Below are 16,300 nucleotides of genomic sequence, written 5' to 3'. Positions count from 1 at the left end.
TACGGATCAGAGGACCGCGGGTCACCGTACGGGGCGGGTGGCCGGTCCCTCGTCGCTCCAGGCGACGAGGGACCGGCCTGCGGAAAACTCCTGGTCGCGGGCGTCCAGGGCGCGAGCGAGGGCCGCGTCCAGTTCCCCGAGCCTGCTTTCGACGGTGCCGAGGGCGCCCGTGATCTGCTCCAGCGCGTCGGCACCGCTTCCCGGCTCGGCGCACTCGGCCAGCGACTCCACGATGCGGTGGTTGACCTGGGCCCAGGTGGTGAGCTGAGCCAGCCGTTCGCGCTCGGCGCGCACCTGGTCCGTCCGCTGCGCGGCCTCGGTGGCGGTCTGCTCCGCACCGGCCAGCTCGCCCTCGGCCTCGGTGAGATCGCGCTGCGCCTCGGCGGCCCGCTCCAACGCCTCGCGCACCGGCGCGGCCAGCCGCGCCAGCCGCTCCTCGGACAGTCGCACCAGCTCGCCGCTGCCCAGCCGGACGGCCTCCTCGGCGCCGTCGGCGTGCTCGCGCAGCAGCGTCAGGCGCGCGTCGAGCACATCGCGCTGCCCCTGTACGTCCTCCAGGGCCTCCACCAGCCGTCCCAGGCGTCGGACTTCGGCTACCTGGGCCCGGAGATCCGCCAACTCCGCCAAACGGGCGTCGAGGTCGCCCCGGGTCCCGGCCACCTCGTCGCGCTGACGGCGTAACTCTGCTACTTCCGCGCCCAGCGCGGCGAGTTCCTGTTGCCGGTCCCGAAGGTAGGCCGCCACATCCGGGCCGGGACGTGCCGACCGCAGCAACGAGGGCACCGCCCCGGCAAGACCGGACGCCGAGCCGAGGGCATCGTCCAGCAGGAAGACCGCCTCGGTCGTCACGTCCTTCGTCGCCTCACCGGCCAGCCGGGCGACGGCCTGCGCCGCCCACTCCAGCGACCAGCGCAGAGCGTGCAACGCGTCCTGGTCCGTGCCGCGGGCCGCCGCCTCGGTGACGCGCGCCCTCGTCTCGTCGTTCATTCCGTTTCCCCCGTCCTCGCTCCGGCCGGGCCGCTCAGCGGCAGTAGTACCGTCTCCCCGCCGTCCTCCGGACGCAGGGCCAGCACACCGGGCCCGCGCCCCGCCGAGTGCAGGCCCAGGCGGTACCGTCCCGGGCGCAGAGCGGGACAGGGCACGTGGGCCTCCGAGTCGTCCAGCCGGATCCGGACCTCGGGGCGGTGCCCGTCGGGCACGTCCACCGTCGCATCGCGAGCATCGTCCCGTACGGACTCCCGTAGAGACTCGCCTTCGTACTCCCGTGCAGATTCGCCTTCGGACTCCCGTACGGACAGGGCGACGGGCCCGCCAGGAAGGGTCAGCGGGAGGTCGGCTTCGGTGAGCAGCCCCTGACGGACGCGGTGGACACGCAGACTCAGCCGGTGCCGGGCGGCCTCGGGAACCTGGGCGGCGCCGCGCGCGATCCGCAACGCTCCCAGGGCGGCCGCGTGTTCCTCCAGGACACGGACCGGCGCGCCCGTCGCGGCCTCCTGGACGGCGGCTCCGGCGAGCGGATGCCGACGGAGGCCGCCGTCCAGGAGGATCTGTGACACGCCCTCCGGGGCTGCCCGCCCGTCCAGGACCGGTGAGAGCGCCGACCGCAGAGCCTGTTCGACGGGTGCGAAGGCGTCCAGCACGGCTCCGGCGGTCACCTCCTCCGGCAGACACAGCGGTGCCGCCCGGTACCGGGTCTGTACCCGCGCCCGCGCCAGCAGCAGCGCGGCTCGCCTCGTCTCCTGCGGATTCTGCGGTTCTTGTGGCGACCTGACAGGCGGGCCGGCCGCAGTCGCCCGCCACTCGACACCACTCAGCGACATGGACGGCCCGCGCACACCGCACACGGCGGCTACGACCTCGTCCGCCTCCAGTCGGCACACCAGATGTTCGCCGGAGGGTGGCTTCACTGAGGCCGCGGCCGCCACCGCTCTCGGTACGAACTGGCGCAGCGGCATCCCCAGGGCCCCGACGAGTTCGCCGTACAGCGCCTCCCGGCGGGCCGCACCGGCCGCGTCGAACCACTGCTCCGGCACGGCGAGCACCAGACCGTCCACCGGCTCCGTGAGACCCCGCAGATACGCCCCGGGCCCGGAGACGAAGGACTGCGGCGGCCGCATGCCGTCCGCCGCGCCGGTCACGGCGACACCCGCCGCGACATCGATTCCCACGAACACGGCCACCACCCGCCCGCGCCCACCACACTCGTGCGCTCTTCGCACGCCCCAGGGTAGCCCTCCAGGTGAACGCCCGTCCGGCTACTGGAATATTGACGCCCGCGCGGAATCGACCACACGGAGCGGGACTAGACTTCAAGCGCACTTCGGTCGGGCCGGACTGGTCAGTGGGGGCGGCACATGAGTGATCTGGTGCGGTTCAGGACGGCGGGTGGTGAGGACCTGCTCGTCGAGGTCGACACCGCCTCACCCGGCCTGGAGAACGTGGCGCGCGGCGAGAACGGCATCCTGGAAGCGGCCCGGAGCCTCGACGAGATGCTCACCGGTGCCCGGCCCACGATCGACGCGGTACTGGACTGGCTCCGCCGGCTGGCGCCCGACGAGTACGAAGTCGGCTTCGGCATCAAACTGAACGCCGAGGCCGGGGTGGTCGTCGCCAAGACCTCCGCCGAGGGGCACTTCACCGTACGGCTGGCCTGGCGCCGGGACGAGCCCGCCACTCCGGCCGGCTAGGCAGCCCGCAGTGTCCTCCCGCTGGGAACAGGCCGCATGGCTGGTGAGCATCGCCCGCGCCGAAGGCCGGCCGCCCGTTGGCGCCGGCGTACTCGTCACCGACCGGCACGTACTCACCTGCGCCCATGTCGCGGCCGCGATCGCGGACCGGGCCGAGCCGCCCGACACCCCCGTGTCCGTACGGTTCCAGTGGGCCGGGGCCCATGAGCCGGTACCGGCGGCGGTCGTGGCAGGGGGCTGGCACCCGCAGGACGCCAAGGGCCGCCGGGGCGACCTGGCCGTGCTCGAACTCCAGGGCCCGGCGCCGCCGTCGGCGGCACCCGCGCCGCTGGTCTCCACTCGGGGAGGCACCTTCGACCACGCCTTCCACGTGTACGGCTACCCCCAGGGCCACGAGTCCAGTGGCGTCCCGGCGAACGGCGTCGTCCGCGGCGCCGCGGGATACGAATGGATCGAGCTGGAGTCGCAGTCCGCCCTCGGGCACGCCCTCGCTCCCGGCTTCTCCGGCTCCCCGGTGTGGGACCGTGCCCTGGGCGGCGTGATCGGCATCGTCACCACCCGGGACCGGCCGTCACCGGGCCAGGACACCCGGACGTCCTACGCCATCCCGGTCGACACCCTGGCCACGTACTGGCCGCCACTGCGCGACCTCGTCCGCGACCCTGTGACCGAGGCACAACGCGCCGAACTCGAAGAACTGCTCGCCCTCCCACTGGACTCCGCGGGCGAACTGCCCAGGCTGCACGACGTCCGCATCTACGACATGGGCGTCACCCCGTCGAAGAACCTCCAGGACCACCCGGACCCGCCCTACGTGCCCCGGCTCCAGGAGGACCACGCACTCGACGAGGCGCTGCGCACCCGGCCGTTCGTCCTGCTGGCGGGGGACGCCAAGGCCGGGAAGTCCCGCACCCTCGTGGAGAGCCTGCGCCGCGTACTGCCCCGCGGCACACGCCTCATCGTGCCCGGGCCCGTCCCCTCGGCCCCGGGCAGGATCGCCGCTCTGCCCCTGCCCACCGGGGGCGACGGCGCGGTGCTCTGGCTCGACGACATCGACGAACATCTCCGGCCGGGCGGCATGGACACCAAGGTGCTCACCGCGTACGCGTCCATGCGGCCCCCGGTCCGCGTGGTCGCCACCATCACCTCCGAGTGGCTGGGCCGCATCCTCACCCCCAAGGGCGAGGTGAACCGCGCGGCCCGGCAGGTGCTGGAGCGGGCGCCGCAACCGGTCCTGCTGCCGCGGCTGCTCCGCCAGGAGGACCTGGCGGACGCCCGCCGCCTGTACCCGGACGAGGACTTCACCGACCGCGGGATCGGCGAGCTGATGGTCGCCGCGCCCCTGGTGGAAGCGCGCTTCAACGGCGGTCGCGCCGGCTGTCCCGAGGGCTGGGCGGTCGTCCTGGCCGCGGCGGACTGGCACCGTATGGGCTGCGAAGGGGAACTCACCAGTGCGGCGCTGGCGGGTCTCTTCACGCACTACCTGGAGGCCGGGCCGAGCCACCGTGCCGCCACCGACGCCGCACTGCGTGCCGGGATCGCCTGGGCGACCGAACCTGTCGCGGGCAGCATCGCGCTGCTGACCGAGTACAGCCGGACCGGCACACCGGGGCCGGGCGGCGGGGGCGAAACATTGGGTCCGGGTGGCGGGGCCGGCACATCGGGTCCGGAGGGCGGGGCCGAGGACCGCGACGGCCGCTGTTACGAGGCGTTCGCCTACCTCCCCGGGTACCTCGACGGCCGCGACGACCCGGACACCGCGCGCGTCCCTCGCTTCGCCTGGGACTGGGCGGTGCGCGGTACGCCCGCCGACCAGCTGCTCGGTGTCGCCTTCGCCGCGTTCACCCGGGAAGAGGGGAAGGCGGCCACGAGCGCACTGGAGCGCGCCCTCGCCGAGGCCACGAACCGCGATGTCGTCGCCTGGGCGGCCCTGATGCTCGGCGAACTGGCCATGCAGCGCAACGACCTGGCCGGCGCCAAGCGGCTGCTGGAACGAGCGACCGACTCCGATGCGCCGGACGTCGTGTCCTTCGCGCAGGTCGACCTGGCCGCCGTACTGCAGTTGTCGGGCGACCTGGACGCCGCGCGCGCGATGCTGGAGACGGTGATCGCCACCGGTGACCCGCTCGCGGTGCCGCTGGCCCAGGCCAGTCTCGGCGGGCTGCTGCTCGGGCAGGGCGAGACCAGCCGGGCCCGGGAACTCCTCGAAGCGGCCCTGCGGTCCGGGGACTCGCAGGTCGTGCCGCTGGTGCAGATCGGCTTCGGCGGCCTGATCGTGCAGCGCGGCGAGATGACCGGAGCGACCACCACGGTCAAACGGGAGCCGTCCGGTGCCGCCTCCCCGGACCCGCCGTCCCGCTTCGGCACCGCGGGCCCGCTGAACCTGCCACGGGCCGTACGGCAGTCCGCCATCTCCTCGGCGGTGCCGCTGGCCCAGGTCAACCTCAGCGCGGCCCTGGTGGGCGAGGGCGAACTGGAACAGGCCGACGAACTGCTCCACTCGGCCTTGCGGTCCGGAAACCCGATGGTGGTGCCGCTGGCCCAGGCCAACCTGGGGGGCCTGTACATTCAGCGGGGCGAGCTGGAAGAGGCCCGTGAGGTCCTGGACGCCGCAGCGTCCTCGCGGCACGTCTTCGCCTCCGAACACGCGCAGGTGACCCTTGCCTGGCTGTTCTGTCTGAAGGAGCAGTTCGACGAGGCGTCCGAGATCCTGCGGCGCGCCGTCGGCTTCACCAATCCGGAACAGGTGCTGCGGGCACGTTGCCTGCTCAGTACGGTGCACGCGGCGCGCGGGAACTACGCGGCCGCCGCCGAGGAGCTGCAGCCGGTGGTCGACTCCGCCCCCTCCGACTGGCCACCGCTCGCCCGTACGGACCAAGGCCTGTACTGGAGCCAGGCAGGGCAGTACGACCGGGCCCGGGCGGCGCTGAGCGAGATAGCGGGGGCCGGACACCCGGAACAGTCGCCGCGAGCCGCCGACCTCCTGGGAGACCTGGAAGCGGCACAGGAGCGATGGCAGCAGGCGGAGGCCGCGTACCGTCAGGCGATCGACAGCGAACATCCGCTCTGGTCCCCGCTGGCCCGCTTCGACCTGGCCGTGATGTGCAACGGGCTCGGTGACGAGCGGGGCCGGGACCTGCTCGCCGAGGTCGCGGCGGCCCAGGAGCCCGACCTGGCACCGCGCGCCGCGGACCTGCTCGGGGACGTACTGGCCGCACGCGGTGACTGGGCGGACGCCGAGGCCGCGTATCAGCACGCCATCGATGCCGCGCACCCGCACTGGTCGGCCGTCGCCAGGCTGGACCTGGCGATGATGCTGGCGGACCGGGGCGAACTGGCCCGCTCCGAGGCCCTGTTCAGGGAGGAATCCACGTCCGGATCGGCGCTGGCGGAGGTCGCCGAGGCATTCCTGGGCATCCTGCTGGTGCAGCAGCGGGAACGTGCGCCGGAGGGGCGGCCGCTGCTGGAGCGGCTCGTGACCTCCGACTCCGACACGGCCGCCGACCTCTGCCGGGTGCAGCTGGGCAAGCTGGCGATGGAGGAAGACCGTCCGGAGGAGGCGGCCGCGCTCTTCGAAGCGCTGCTGAACTCCACGAGCGAGGTCGCCGTCTCGGTGATCCCGGTCGCCCGCGCCCACCTGGGCGCGATCCTGCTCCAGCAAGGACACCTGGAAGAGGCACTGGAACGGCTCGACGAGACGGACTTCGAGCACCCGGGCGCCGCGGCGGTGGCACTGCTGAGCTACGGAGAGTTCCTGATCGAGGTGGGCGACACCACGGCCGCCCAGGAGTACCTGAACACGGCGCTCGGTCTGGAGGTGCCGGACACCGTTCCGAAAGCCCTCGCACTGCTCGGCGTGGCCCTGCTGGCGGAAGGCGACCTCGACGGGGCCAGGACGGCCCTGACAGAGGCGCTGGCCGGCGGAAATCCCGCGATCGAGCCGCTCGCCCGCCGCTACCTCGGCAGCACCCTGGCCAGGCTGGGACACCGCACGGAGGCCCGCGACACCCTCCTTCCGCTGGCCCGCTCGGACGACCCCGTCCACCGGCCCCAGGGGCTGGTCGTCCTCGGGCAACTGGCCATGCTCGACGGACACACCGACCAGGCACACGACTGGCTCGCCCAGGCGGCGGCGTCGGGCGACCCCGAGGCCCGGAGCCGCGCACGCCAGGCACTGGACGAGGCCGATGCCACGCCCGCCCCGTCCCTCGGCACCGGTCCGCCAGGCATCACGGGCCCGGAGCCCGCCGGCGCACCTCCGGCCTCCGCCCCGGCGGAACCGGAACGGGCCGAGGGACGCTCCGTCCGGCCGCCCGTCTCGCCCCCTCACCTGACAGCCAGCCGGTACCGTCGACCCACGCAGTCACCCTGCCGACCGAACTGCTCCTGGTCTTCGGCCGGGTCGCCGAGGGGAGGGGCTGCCGGACGAGGCCCGCTACTGGTTCGAGCGTGCGCTCGCCACCGGCGAACGCGTCCGGGAGGCACAGGCGTTGCTGGCTGCGCTCACGAACCAGGAACGCCCTGGTTCGTGACCGCCTGCCACTCGGGCCCGCCCCGTCGGCTCAGTCCTTCAGGCTGTAGAAGCGGATCGGCGAGTTCGGCTGGAAACCGATCCGCGGATACACCGGGGCCCCGGCGGCGGTCGCGTGCAGAACGGCGCGGGTCAGGCCGGTGGCCCGGGCACCCTCGTACAGTGCCTTGCGGGTGACCGCCTCGCCGTACCCCCTGCGCTGCCACTGCGGGTGGGTGGCGACGAGTACGACGAACAGGCGGCCCTCCGCTTCGACCGTGGCGGCGCACGCCACCGGTACGTCACCCCGCATGGCCAGATAGGCGTACACGTCGTTCTTCCAGAGCGCGGACCCGGCGAGGCCGTCGCGTCCCTCCTCCAAGGGGAAGCCGTACGCGCGCGAGTTGAGGTCCGCGTAAGCCCGCACCTGTTCCTCGGTGCTGACGCGCGTGAACGTCAGCTCGGGGTGGGCCGGTTCCGGGATGGGCAGCAGGTCTCCGGCCATGCCCGTACCGGGGAAGGCGTACTGCAGGCCCGCCTGCTCCGCCGCCGTCTCCACCGCGGAGCGGGCCGCACCGTCGAGAAGGCCTTCGAAGAGCCACAAGAAGCCCGGGTGCTTCTTCGCGCGCATGATGTCCGCTGCCTGGCCCAGACGCTGCCCGAGGGTTCCCGCGTCCGCGCCCACCTCGGTCAGGGTGACGCAGTTCCAGAACGCGAACCGGCAGTCCGCCCAGCGGACGGCGATGCCCGGAAGATCACGTACGTCCGCGCCCGCGTCGCGGTCGAGGACCATGGCACGCCAGACCACGGTGAGCTGGCGCGCCGATTCGACGGACTCCGCGAGATTCCCGGTCACCGTACCCCCTGCGTCGTTGTCTTCGTGCCGGCCCCTGAGCAGGTGGTGGACGACTCCGGGTGCCTGTCGGTGAAGGGGGACTCTACTGGCGATGCGATGTCACGGGGGCTCGATGGCGGCAGATGATCGGCCACTGTCCTGAAACTGGTTGTTTCCGGCGGGGGAGTCGGAGCGAGGTACGTGGTAGGACCGGCGCCCGACGCGCCACCACAGGGCGGCCATGCCGAGGGCCACTGCCACGGCGACCGGGGTGTAGTTGAAGCTCGTGCCGGTGACCGGGCTGGTCTGCGGCAGCAGGAACAGCACCGTCACCGCGGCGGCCCACACCACGGCCACCCAGCCGATCGGCCGGCTCCAGCGGCCCAAGTGCCAGGGCCCCGGGGTGAACCGGTCGCGGTGGCGCAGCCGTAGCAGCACCGGAATGGCGTACGCCGGGGTGAAGCCCACGACGGAGATCGCGGTCACCGCCGAGAACGCCGTGGTGGAATACAAGGACGGCAGCGCGAGCACGAAGGCGGCACCGACCGCGAGCCGGACGGCATGGGCCGGGACGGCGGTGCGGCGGCTGACCCGCTGCCAGTACGTCGAACCTGGCAGGGCGCCGTCCCGGGCGAAGGCGTAGATCATGCGGCTGGCGGAGGCGGTCACGGCGTAACCGCACAGGAACTGCGCCACGATGATCACCAACAGCAGCGCCTTGGCCACGGCCACGCCCAGGGCGTCCAGGAAGATCTGGGCGACCGGTACGCCGGTCGGCCCGGCCAGCGTGGTGGCGTAGTCCTGAACGGCGAACAGCAACGCGGCCAGCAGGATGCCGCCGGCGAGCCAGGACACCGCCACCGAACGGACGATCCCGCGGGCCGCGGCGACCGAGGCCCGGCTGGTCTCCTCACTCAGATGGGCCGAGGTGTCGTACCCGGCCAGGGCGAAGGCCGGGAGCAGCATGCCCAGCAGGACCACGTAGACCGGGGAACTCCAGCCGGTGTTGTCGGTGAACTCGGAGAACACGAAGCCGGCGGACCGGTGGTGGGCAGGCAGAACAGTCAGAGCACCGATGATGACCACGGCCCCCACCAGGTGCCACCAGGCGCTCAGGGACGTCAGGACATTCATCAGCCGGGTGCCGAAAAGGTTGAGGATCGCGTGCAGCGCGAGAATGACCGCGTACAGGGCCAGCAGGGAACCCGGGGCGGGCGTGTAACCGAATTGCAGGTTGGCCCAGGCGGCGGTGAAGGTCGCGATGCCGTAGTCCTGGGCGGCGATTCCGCCGAGCAGCCCCAGCAGGTTGAGCCAGCCGGTGTACCAGCTCCACCGCTCGCCGCCGAGCTGGCGCGCCATGTAGTACAGGCCGCCGCTGGTGGGGTAGCGGGAGGTGATCTCCGCCAGGGCCGCCGCCAGGCACAGCACCAGCGGTCCGACGGCGAGCCACCCCCACATGATCACCGCGGGGCCGCCGGAGTTCAGGCCGTAGCCGAACAGCAGCAAGGTCCCCGACATGATCGAAATGACCGACAGCGAGGCGGAAAAATTGCCGAACGCGCCCAGGCGGCGCTGCAACTGCGGGGTGTAGCCCAGCGATTGCAGCGTGCGCGCGTCCGCCCCGCTGTCGTGCGGCGGCCCCGGCCGGCGGCGCCGTGCAGGTACGGAAGCACGCATCGATCAGACCCCCGAGAGCCGACGGGCATGGAACTTGCCGCCTCCGTCGAACAGCGCGGTGGTGCCGCGGCCGTCGACGGAGAGGGAATTCGTGAAGAACGGGAAGGTATGGCGCGCGGGAGGGGGCTTGGAGGGGGCGGGGGCCGCTGACGCGCTGTGTTCCGTCGGCGGCGCGGTGACCAGTTCGGTGGGTCCGGTCCTGCGGTCCCGGACGAAGATGTCGTACAGGCGGTTGGTGTCGCCCGGCACCAGATTGGACGCCATGGGGGCGAAGAGGGCGTACCGGCCGTCCGCGCTCACCCCGCGGGTTTGCGACCAGTTGTCGGGCTGGGCGCCGTCCGGACCGAGGTCCACCTGGACGACGCCGTCCTGTTGAGACGCAGGCGCGGCCTGAGCCGGTGACATCAGCCCTGTCAGCAGGACATCGGCCACGAGCGCGCAGCCCCCGCGCGCCCGCCGCCGTCTTCTCGTGCCGCCGTGCGTCCGTCCCACATGCGTCCGTCCCACATGCGTCCGTCCCACATGCGTCCGTCTCACAGGCATCCGTCCGACGAGCATCGGTCCTCCCCTGGAGTGGGCGTGGCCGGGCCGGTGTCTCCCTGAGCCCCGCCCGGCCGGTGAGGGTGAGCCAACCGGCGGGAGCCCTGCCCGGTCAACGACACCGGCCGGTCGCGGGTGGGAACGCGCCAACGGCCCGAGGTGAAGTGCCGATGGTCCGCCGTGAGCGGCGGGCGGTCAGGCGGCGAGGTAGTCGTGGACCGGCTCGGCGGGGGCGAGGGTGAGGTCGGTCAGGATGTGGCTGGCGCCGACGACCTCGCGTACGGGCAGGTCGGCCAGGGGTGCCATGACGTGCTCGAAGAGCTGGAGGCGGGCCGGGCCGTGCCAGGCCTCCTTCACGGTGATGTCGGTGATCCGCATACGGACCAGGTCGCAGACGCGGGGCCGGAAGTCGTAGCCGGGGACCGTTTTGACGGCGAAGGTGGGCACGGTGATCTGGCCGCGGGCCTCCTCCGGGTCGAGCGGCTGCCACTTGTAGGCCATGGTGGCGGTGGCGACGCGCTCGCTGCCGTAGTCGAGGGTGCCGACGAGGGCGCCGCGCTCGTGGCGCAGTGCGGGCTCGCCCGCGACCTTCGGATAGGCGCTCAGTTCGCGGCCTGCGGCGGTGGCGCCGAAGGAGTCCAGGTACATGGCGTGCAGGTACTCGCCCTGCTCCGCTCCGTGACGTACCGGGATGACCTGACCGCACTCCGTGTACGGGCCGTAGCCGTCCACCTCGCCCATGCGCATGACCTCGAAGCGGACCAGCGGCTCGGTGATCTCCAGCGGTTCCGGGACCACGGCGCGCAAGGCCTCCGGGTCGGTGCGGTAGACGACGTTGAAGTACTCGCGGTCGATGAAGCGGGTGGGGCGCGGGGGGTAGAGCGGGACGGTCAGGGGGTGGTCACTGCTGCGGTCACCTGGTCGGAACGCACGGGTTGCTCCTTTGCGAGGGGTGCGACGGGCACCTCTACAGTTGCATACACGGTGTATCGGATACACACTGTATCGAGAAGTTGGGTGATGCATCCAGTGATGCGTCCACCCGCGTTCCGGCCCCCCCGCCTCCCCCGCGGCGGGGCCATGAGACAGGAGCAGTCATGAGCTTCACCCTCCCCGCCCGCCACCAGGACCGGCCGGTCGCCGTCATCGGCGCGGGCACGCTCGGCCGCCGTATCGCCTTGATGTTCGCCACCCGAGGCGGCCTGGTCCGCATCTACGACCCCGCCGCCGAAGCGGGCGAAGCGGCCTGCGCCTACGTGGCCCGCGAGCTGCCCGAAGTGGTGAAGACGATCGACGGCGGCCGCCCCGGCACCGTCGAGGCCGTGACCGATCTGACACCCGCCCTCGCGGACGCCTGGCTGGTCGTCGAGGCCGTACCGGAGCGCCTGGACCTGAAGCGGCGCCTCTTCGCGGACCTGGACGCGCTCGCCGAGCCGGACGCCGTCCTGGCCAGCAATTCCTCGTCCTACGCGACGAGCCACCTCGTCGACAGCGTGCGCACGCCCGAGCGCCTGCTGAACCTGCACTTCTACATGCCGCCCCGGCAGAACGCCGCCGACGTGATGTCCTGCGGCCACACCGACCCCGGCGTCGTCGAACTGCTGCTGAAGGTGCTGCCCGATTACGGCATCCACCCGTTCGAGGCCCGCCGGGAGAGCACCGGCTTCATCTTCAACCGCGTCTGGGCCGCCATGAAGCGGGAAAGCCTCGCCGTGGTCGCCGAAGGCGTCTCCACCCCGGCGGACATCGACCGGATGTGGCAGGTCAACACGGGCGCCTCGGCCGGTCCGTTCCGCCTGATGGACGCCATCGGCCTGGACGTCGTCCTGGACATCGAGAACCACTACGCCGCCGAACGCCCCGGGCTGCCCGAAGGGCCCGCGCGCTGCTGCGGGAGTACGTGGACGCGAACCGTCTCGGCGTCAAGACCGGCGCCGGCTTCTACGACGACTACCAGCGGCAGGGCTGACGGCAGGCCCGGAGCGGGCGGGCACGTACCCTTCGGGAGGAACCATCACCTCCAGGGAGCGGTACGTGCCCAAGTCACCCACCAAACGCCGGCCGGCCACGGTCGCCGCACTCACCGACAGCGCGCTCGCGCTCTTCGCCGAGCGCGGCTTCCACGCCACGTCGATCAGTGACATCGTCCAGCGGGCCGGGCTGACCCGCGGCGCCTTCTACTCGAACTTCCGGGACAAGGAAGAACTCTTCCTGGCCCTGTACGACACGCACACCGACCGGCTCCTGTCCCAACTGCGGGACCAGGTCGAGACGTTCACGGACGACGCCGACCCGGTGGCGCGCGTCTTCGACCTCCTGGCCACGCACGACGCGCAGGAGCGCTCCTGGTTCCTGGTCTCCATGGAATTCACCCTGCACGCGGCGCGCCATCCGGACATCGCGCGCGCCCTGGCCGAACACGAGGAGCGCCTCAACACCGGCCTGGCCGAGATCCTGGACCGCTGTCTCACAGCCTCCGGACACACCGCCGACGTCTCCTCCACCGCCCTCGCCCGCCTGGTCGTGGCGCTCTACGAGGGCCTCACCGCCATGCGCGTCACCCACACGACCACCGACGCCGACCCGGCCCCCTGGCCCGCCGCGCCCTGCCCCACCTCGTCCGGGCGCTCGGGACACCGCGGGAGTGACGGGCGCGGTTCGCCACTCCCGCGGTCCGCGACGAAGGGGGCGTGTCCGACCGGCACCCCGTCACTTGTTCTTCGCCGCTCCGCCCTCGGCCCCCTGGGTGTCGCCCTCCGCGCCCTTGTCCACTATGGCGAAGTCGACCGTCACCTGGTCGTCCCGTACTTCGGTCACCGAGAGCGTCATCGACTTCGGCTGCCCCTTGTAGACCGCGGTGCACCGGACGCTCTCCGCCACCTTCGCCCGCAGCCCGCTCGGGCAGCTCACCGAATCCGGCTCGTCGCCGCGGAAGGGGTGGCCCTTGGCGTTCTCCTCCACGTCCGCGCGCGAGACCACGTGCCCCGCCCCGCCGGCGGTGAGGACCGCCCCGCCGTTGTTCGTGTTCAAGCTCAGGGCGATGCCGCCACCTGCCGCCAGTACGACGATCACGGCCAGGGCGATGATGATGCGCTTCATGCGTCGTTCCTCGAATCTCGTTCCGGCCGGTTCCTCCCGGCTGTCCTTCTTCACCCGTTCACCTTCGCCCGCCCCGTCCTCCCTGCCTCGTGCCGGTGGGGTGCGGGTGCGCGGTGCGGAGTTCACGGGGGCACCGGGTGGCGGCGTGCATCGCGTTCTCCCGTTGCTCTGTTCTCTCGTCGCGCTCCCGGACGAAAGCCAGCTTCGAAGAGCACGTTGGCGTTCCGCTAACGGACGGCTAATGCGGCGTAGCAGCGCACTCCCGCGGTGCATTCGGTTCCGGTCCGCAGGCCGCCGACCGTTGCCCTATCGGCGGGGAGTGCCTGGAAGTCGAATCCGGTCTCCATCGCGGGGAACGCCAGGTCGTCGGTCAAGGACAAATGGGGAATTCCCGGTTCCGCCCAGTAGGTGTATTGGAGCGACTTCCGCAACGTCGCCAGTACGTTCGCTTCCTCCTCCATGATTTTCTCGTCGCAGCTGCGGTGCGAGGAGAGAGTCACGTCGTGGAAGAAGACGTGCAGGCCGGAGAACGTGGCCCGGGCGGTGAAGTCGTTGCAGCCGAGTGCGCCGCTCACCTTGCCGTCCTCATGGAAATCGAAGTACATCCGGTCGCCGGCGGCGAAGGCCGGCCCTTGGCTGTCGTAGGCCGTGGCGTTGCTCAGTTTCCACCTGGTCGTGAAGAAGGCGTCGCTCCTGGCCTGTACGAGTGTGATGTCGTCACCCTGCTGGTTCTTGAGGTGCAGCAGTGTCTCGCCTTGCATGGCGGTACGCTCCGAGGACAGCGAGAGATCGCCGCGGAGGACTTCCTGCACCTTCTTCTCGAAGCGCGTCAGATTGGCCCGGTCGGACGCCCCCGCGGAGCGCATGGTCCGGGCCCGGCCGACGGAGCGGCCGGCGACGCGGCGGGAGCGGGACGGGGAGCCAGCTTCCGGCCCAGGGTGAGCCGGGTGGCCGACACCTCGGCCTTCAGGCGGAACGGCGTACATCCGTAGTCACCCGAGGCGGTGCCGTCGCCGTGCAGCGCGATCCACGCACGTGCCTCGGGCGGCAGGTTCTCCTCCTGGCCGCCGATCCTGACCTCGCGGACCTTCCAGACGCCTTCCGCCAGCCGCCCGCCCGCGCCGGCCGGTCGCCGCTCCGCGGAGATCGCGGGCGCCGACAGGTCTCCCGGCGCGCCGTCACCGTCCGCGCCGGTGCCGCGGCCGGACCCGCCGCCGCACGCGGAGAGGGTGAGGAGCGCTGCCAGTGTGGCGGCAGAGACGAGAGTCAATCTTCGAGGCACCTTCATACATGGCGAGACGCTTGGCCGAGATGCCAGGTTCCGGGCCCTCGGGTGCGCCCGGCTGGCCGGGCCGATCGAAGGGAAGTAACCCTCGATGGCTCCGGGATCGTTGATGACGAGGAGGCCGGCGGTGGGGCGCCTTGGCTCGTTCGTGCGCTTCCTGGCGGAGCTTTCCGCCCTGGCGCGAGCGCCGGGCGCCAACGCGTTAATGCGTGGCGGCCGTTCGCCCGCCGTCGGAGAATCGGCACATGACCTCGCCCCGCACTCCGCCGCCCGGCCTGACCGTACGCCCGGCGACGCTCGACGACGCGGCGGCGGTGTGCGTGCTGCTCAACGAGATCGACCTGCTGGAGATCGGCCGTGCCGACACCGACCTGAGCGAGGTGCAGGCGGACCTCAAGCATCCCGAAGCGGACCTGGAACACGACTCCTGGCTGATGTACGAGGCCGGGCGGCTGATCGCGTACGGCCTGCTGTGGGACGAGTCCGGCGGCGAGCGCATCGACATGGACCACTACGTCCTGCCCGGCAGGCTGCCGGGCGCCCTGCACCTGTACGACCTGATGGAGGCGCGGGCCGTACAGCGAGCGGCCGCCAACGGGGTGACGCGAGCGGTGGTCCACCTGCACCTCAACACCGCGCCCACCATGGACCTCGACGCGCTCCGCCGACGAGGCTGGCGCACGGTGCGCCGCTACAACGTACTGAGCCGGGCCCTGTCCACCGCCACCGACCGGCGGCCCGCCCCGCCGCCCGGCGTGACCTTGCGCCCCTGCCGTACCGAGGCCGACCGCCGTAGCGCCCACGCGCTGCTCCAGGAGACGTTCGCCGGCCACTTCGACTTCCAGCCCCGGACGTACGAACAGTGGCTGGACGACATCGACGCCGACCGCGCGGACTGGTCACTGATATGGATCGCGCACGTCGACCGCCTCGGCGACGCCGCAGTGCTGCGCACCCACGACGCCCGTGCCTCGATGGCCTGGATCCCCCACCTCGGCGTCCTGGAGAGCGCCCGCGGCAAAGGGCTCGGCAGTCATCTCCTCCGGCACGCCTTCGGCCACTACGCGGAGCTGGGCCGAGACCGCATAGGCCTCGGCGTCGACACCGACAACAGCAGCGGTGCGCTCGCCCTCTACGAACGGCACGGCATGGTGCTCGCCTTCGCCGTCGACACCTGGGAGCTGATCCGTCCCGTCCGCACGGGCCCTGTCCGGGCCGACGGCTGAGCTGGGGTACGGGTGAGGAACTGCGCCGAGCTACGGTGCAGGTGAGGAACCGCGATCAAGCGTCTGGCGTCGCCACCAGTATGCGAAGAAGAAGTGTGGATGCCGCCGGAGCGGGCTGCCTGCTGGCCTTTCTGGGGGCCTGCGTGGGATTCGGGGTATGGCTGTCCGGGGCCCGTGCCGGCCTCGGGGGCGGGTTCGAGGGTGAGCGGGAGTGGAGCCTGCTGTATGCCGAGCTGCCGGTGATGGTCCTCGGCGTACCGGCGCTCACGCTCGCGAGCTGGGCGTCTGTCCGGGCCGTCATGGGTGGGCGAGGTGGCCGTCGGGTCCGGTCGGCGGTGTCGGCGGGGACGGCGGTGGTCGCACTCGTGGTGCTGGGGTTGGCCTGCCTGGCCTGGTGGGCGCTCCGTGACGCCGGTCGTACGCCGATCTGACCAGAGGTTG

At 72.0% G+C, this 16,300-nt stretch carries 13 protein-coding genes and 2 pseudogenes; 6 read left to right on the top strand and 9 right to left on the bottom strand.

The window, feature by feature from the left end; translation table 11 throughout:
- Positions 1-21 precede the first annotated feature (21 nt).
- Complete coding sequence (locus ACEXOX_RS01430; protein ID WP_406518591.1) at positions 22-987, bottom strand: hypothetical protein; 966 nt, start codon at positions 985-987, stop codon at positions 22-24.
- Positions 984-2,174 carry a hypothetical protein gene (locus tag ACEXOX_RS01425; protein WP_406518590.1) on the bottom strand — a complete coding sequence of 397 codons (1,191 nt, stop codon included), beginning with the start codon at positions 2,172-2,174 and terminating at the stop codon, positions 984-986. Before ACEXOX_RS01425 ends, ACEXOX_RS01430 begins: the two co-directional genes overlap by 4 nt.
- Positions 2,175-2,354: 180 nt before the next feature.
- Here ACEXOX_RS01425 and ACEXOX_RS01420 point away from each other — a divergent pair, with 180 nt between their 5' ends.
- Positions 2,355-2,687, top strand: coding sequence for a CU044_2847 family protein (locus ACEXOX_RS01420; protein ID WP_406518588.1), 333 nt, complete (start codon positions 2,355-2,357; stop codon positions 2,685-2,687).
- 10 nt (positions 2,688-2,697) lie between these two features.
- Positions 2,698-6,600, top strand: a pseudogene (locus ACEXOX_RS01415) (tetratricopeptide repeat protein); the annotation flags it as partial.
- Positions 6,601-7,249: 649 nt separating this feature from the next.
- Here the strand turns inward: ACEXOX_RS01415 and ACEXOX_RS01410 are convergent.
- The 4 genes from ACEXOX_RS01410 to ACEXOX_RS01395 all read right to left on the bottom strand — a co-directional run bounded on the left by ACEXOX_RS01410 (position 7,250) and on the right by ACEXOX_RS01395 (position 11,275).
- The gene (locus tag ACEXOX_RS01410) at positions 7,250-8,053 is read right to left on the bottom strand and encodes a GNAT family N-acetyltransferase (RefSeq protein WP_406518587.1); all 804 of its coding nucleotides are present in this window, start codon (positions 8,051-8,053) and stop codon (positions 7,250-7,252) included.
- A gap of 99 nt (positions 8,054-8,152) precedes the next feature.
- Complete coding sequence (locus ACEXOX_RS01405) at positions 8,153-9,709, bottom strand: amino acid permease (protein ID WP_406518586.1); 1,557 nt, start codon at positions 9,707-9,709, stop codon at positions 8,153-8,155.
- Between the two features lie 3 nt (positions 9,710-9,712).
- On the bottom strand, positions 9,713-10,141 hold the full coding sequence (locus tag ACEXOX_RS01400; RefSeq protein WP_406518584.1) for a hypothetical protein: 429 nt from the start codon (positions 10,139-10,141) through the stop codon (positions 9,713-9,715).
- A 303-nt stretch (positions 10,142-10,444) separates the two neighbouring features.
- Positions 10,445-11,275, bottom strand: coding sequence for an acetoacetate decarboxylase (locus tag ACEXOX_RS01395; protein ID WP_406518583.1), 831 nt, complete (start codon positions 11,273-11,275; stop codon positions 10,445-10,447).
- Positions 11,276-11,346: 71 nt separating this feature from the next.
- Here ACEXOX_RS01395 and ACEXOX_RS01390 point away from each other — a divergent pair, with 71 nt between their 5' ends.
- Both ACEXOX_RS01390 and ACEXOX_RS01385 read left to right on the top strand, forming a co-directional pair.
- On the top strand, positions 11,347-12,390 hold the full coding sequence (locus ACEXOX_RS01390; protein WP_406518582.1) for a 3-hydroxyacyl-CoA dehydrogenase family protein: 1,044 nt from the start codon (positions 11,347-11,349) through the stop codon (positions 12,388-12,390).
- Positions 12,284-12,775 (top strand): annotated as a pseudogene (locus ACEXOX_RS01385) (TetR/AcrR family transcriptional regulator); the annotation flags it as partial. The gene ACEXOX_RS01390 and the pseudogene ACEXOX_RS01385, both read left to right, overlap by 107 nt.
- Before the next feature lie 183 nt (positions 12,776-12,958).
- Here ACEXOX_RS01385 and ACEXOX_RS01380 read toward each other — a convergent pair.
- The 3 genes from ACEXOX_RS01380 to ACEXOX_RS01370 form a co-directional block, all read right to left on the bottom strand.
- Positions 12,959-13,348 carry a DUF4333 domain-containing protein gene (locus ACEXOX_RS01380; protein ID WP_406518581.1) on the bottom strand — a complete coding sequence of 130 codons (390 nt, stop codon included), beginning with the start codon at positions 13,346-13,348 and terminating at the stop codon, positions 12,959-12,961.
- A 227-nt stretch (positions 13,349-13,575) separates the two neighbouring features.
- A complete protein-coding gene (locus ACEXOX_RS01375) occupies positions 13,576-14,214 on the bottom strand; it encodes an META domain-containing protein (RefSeq protein WP_406518580.1) in 639 nt (212 codons plus the stop codon).
- Positions 14,178-14,618: a hypothetical protein gene (locus ACEXOX_RS01370; protein ID WP_406518578.1), complete on the bottom strand. Its 441-nt coding sequence runs from the start codon at positions 14,616-14,618 to the stop codon at positions 14,178-14,180. The genes ACEXOX_RS01375 and ACEXOX_RS01370 overlap by 37 nt, the downstream gene beginning before the upstream one ends.
- Positions 14,619-14,878: 260 nt before the next feature.
- Here ACEXOX_RS01370 and ACEXOX_RS01365 point away from each other — a divergent pair, with 260 nt between their 5' ends.
- Together ACEXOX_RS01365 and ACEXOX_RS01360 are read left to right on the top strand one after the other, a co-directional pair.
- The gene (locus ACEXOX_RS01365; protein WP_406518577.1) at positions 14,879-15,859 is read left to right on the top strand and encodes a GNAT family N-acetyltransferase; all 981 of its coding nucleotides are present in this window, start codon (positions 14,879-14,881) and stop codon (positions 15,857-15,859) included.
- Between the two features lie 95 nt (positions 15,860-15,954).
- Positions 15,955-16,290 (top strand): hypothetical protein, encoded by a 336-nt coding sequence (locus tag ACEXOX_RS01360; protein WP_406518576.1) that lies wholly within the window; start codon positions 15,955-15,957, stop codon positions 16,288-16,290.
- Positions 16,291-16,300: the final 10 nt, after the last annotated feature.

The organism is Streptomyces sp. Ac-502 (assembly GCF_045222935.1).
GTDB classification, from domain to species: Bacteria; Actinomycetota; Actinomycetes; order Streptomycetales; family Streptomycetaceae; genus Streptomyces; species Streptomyces monomycini.
This window is presented reverse-complemented; position numbering and strand designations above follow the sequence as displayed.

Excerpts from the sequence above, each read along its gene's own strand:
- ACEXOX_RS01430 (WP_406518591.1), bottom strand. The coding sequence starts at position 987 with ATGAACGACGAGACGAGGGCGCGCGTCACCGAGGCGGCGGCCCGCGGC.
- ACEXOX_RS01420 (WP_406518588.1), top strand. The coding sequence starts at position 2,355 with ATGAGTGATCTGGTGCGGTTCAGGACGGCGGGTGGTGAGGACCTGCTC.
- ACEXOX_RS01405 (WP_406518586.1), bottom strand. The coding sequence starts at position 9,709 with ATGCGTGCTTCCGTACCTGCACGGCGCCGCCGGCCGGGGCCGCCGCAC.
- ACEXOX_RS01395 (WP_406518583.1), bottom strand. The coding sequence starts at position 11,275 with ATGCATCACCCAACTTCTCGATACAGTGTGTATCCGATACACCGTGTA.
- ACEXOX_RS01390 (WP_406518582.1), top strand. The coding sequence starts at position 11,347 with ATGAGCTTCACCCTCCCCGCCCGCCACCAGGACCGGCCGGTCGCCGTC.
- ACEXOX_RS01380 (WP_406518581.1), bottom strand. The coding sequence starts at position 13,348 with ATGAAGCGCATCATCATCGCCCTGGCCGTGATCGTCGTACTGGCGGCA.
- ACEXOX_RS01375 (WP_406518580.1), bottom strand. The coding sequence starts at position 14,214 with ATGCGCTCCGCGGGGGCGTCCGACCGGGCCAATCTGACGCGCTTCGAG.
- ACEXOX_RS01365 (WP_406518577.1), top strand. The coding sequence starts at position 14,879 with ATGACCTCGCCCCGCACTCCGCCGCCCGGCCTGACCGTACGCCCGGCG.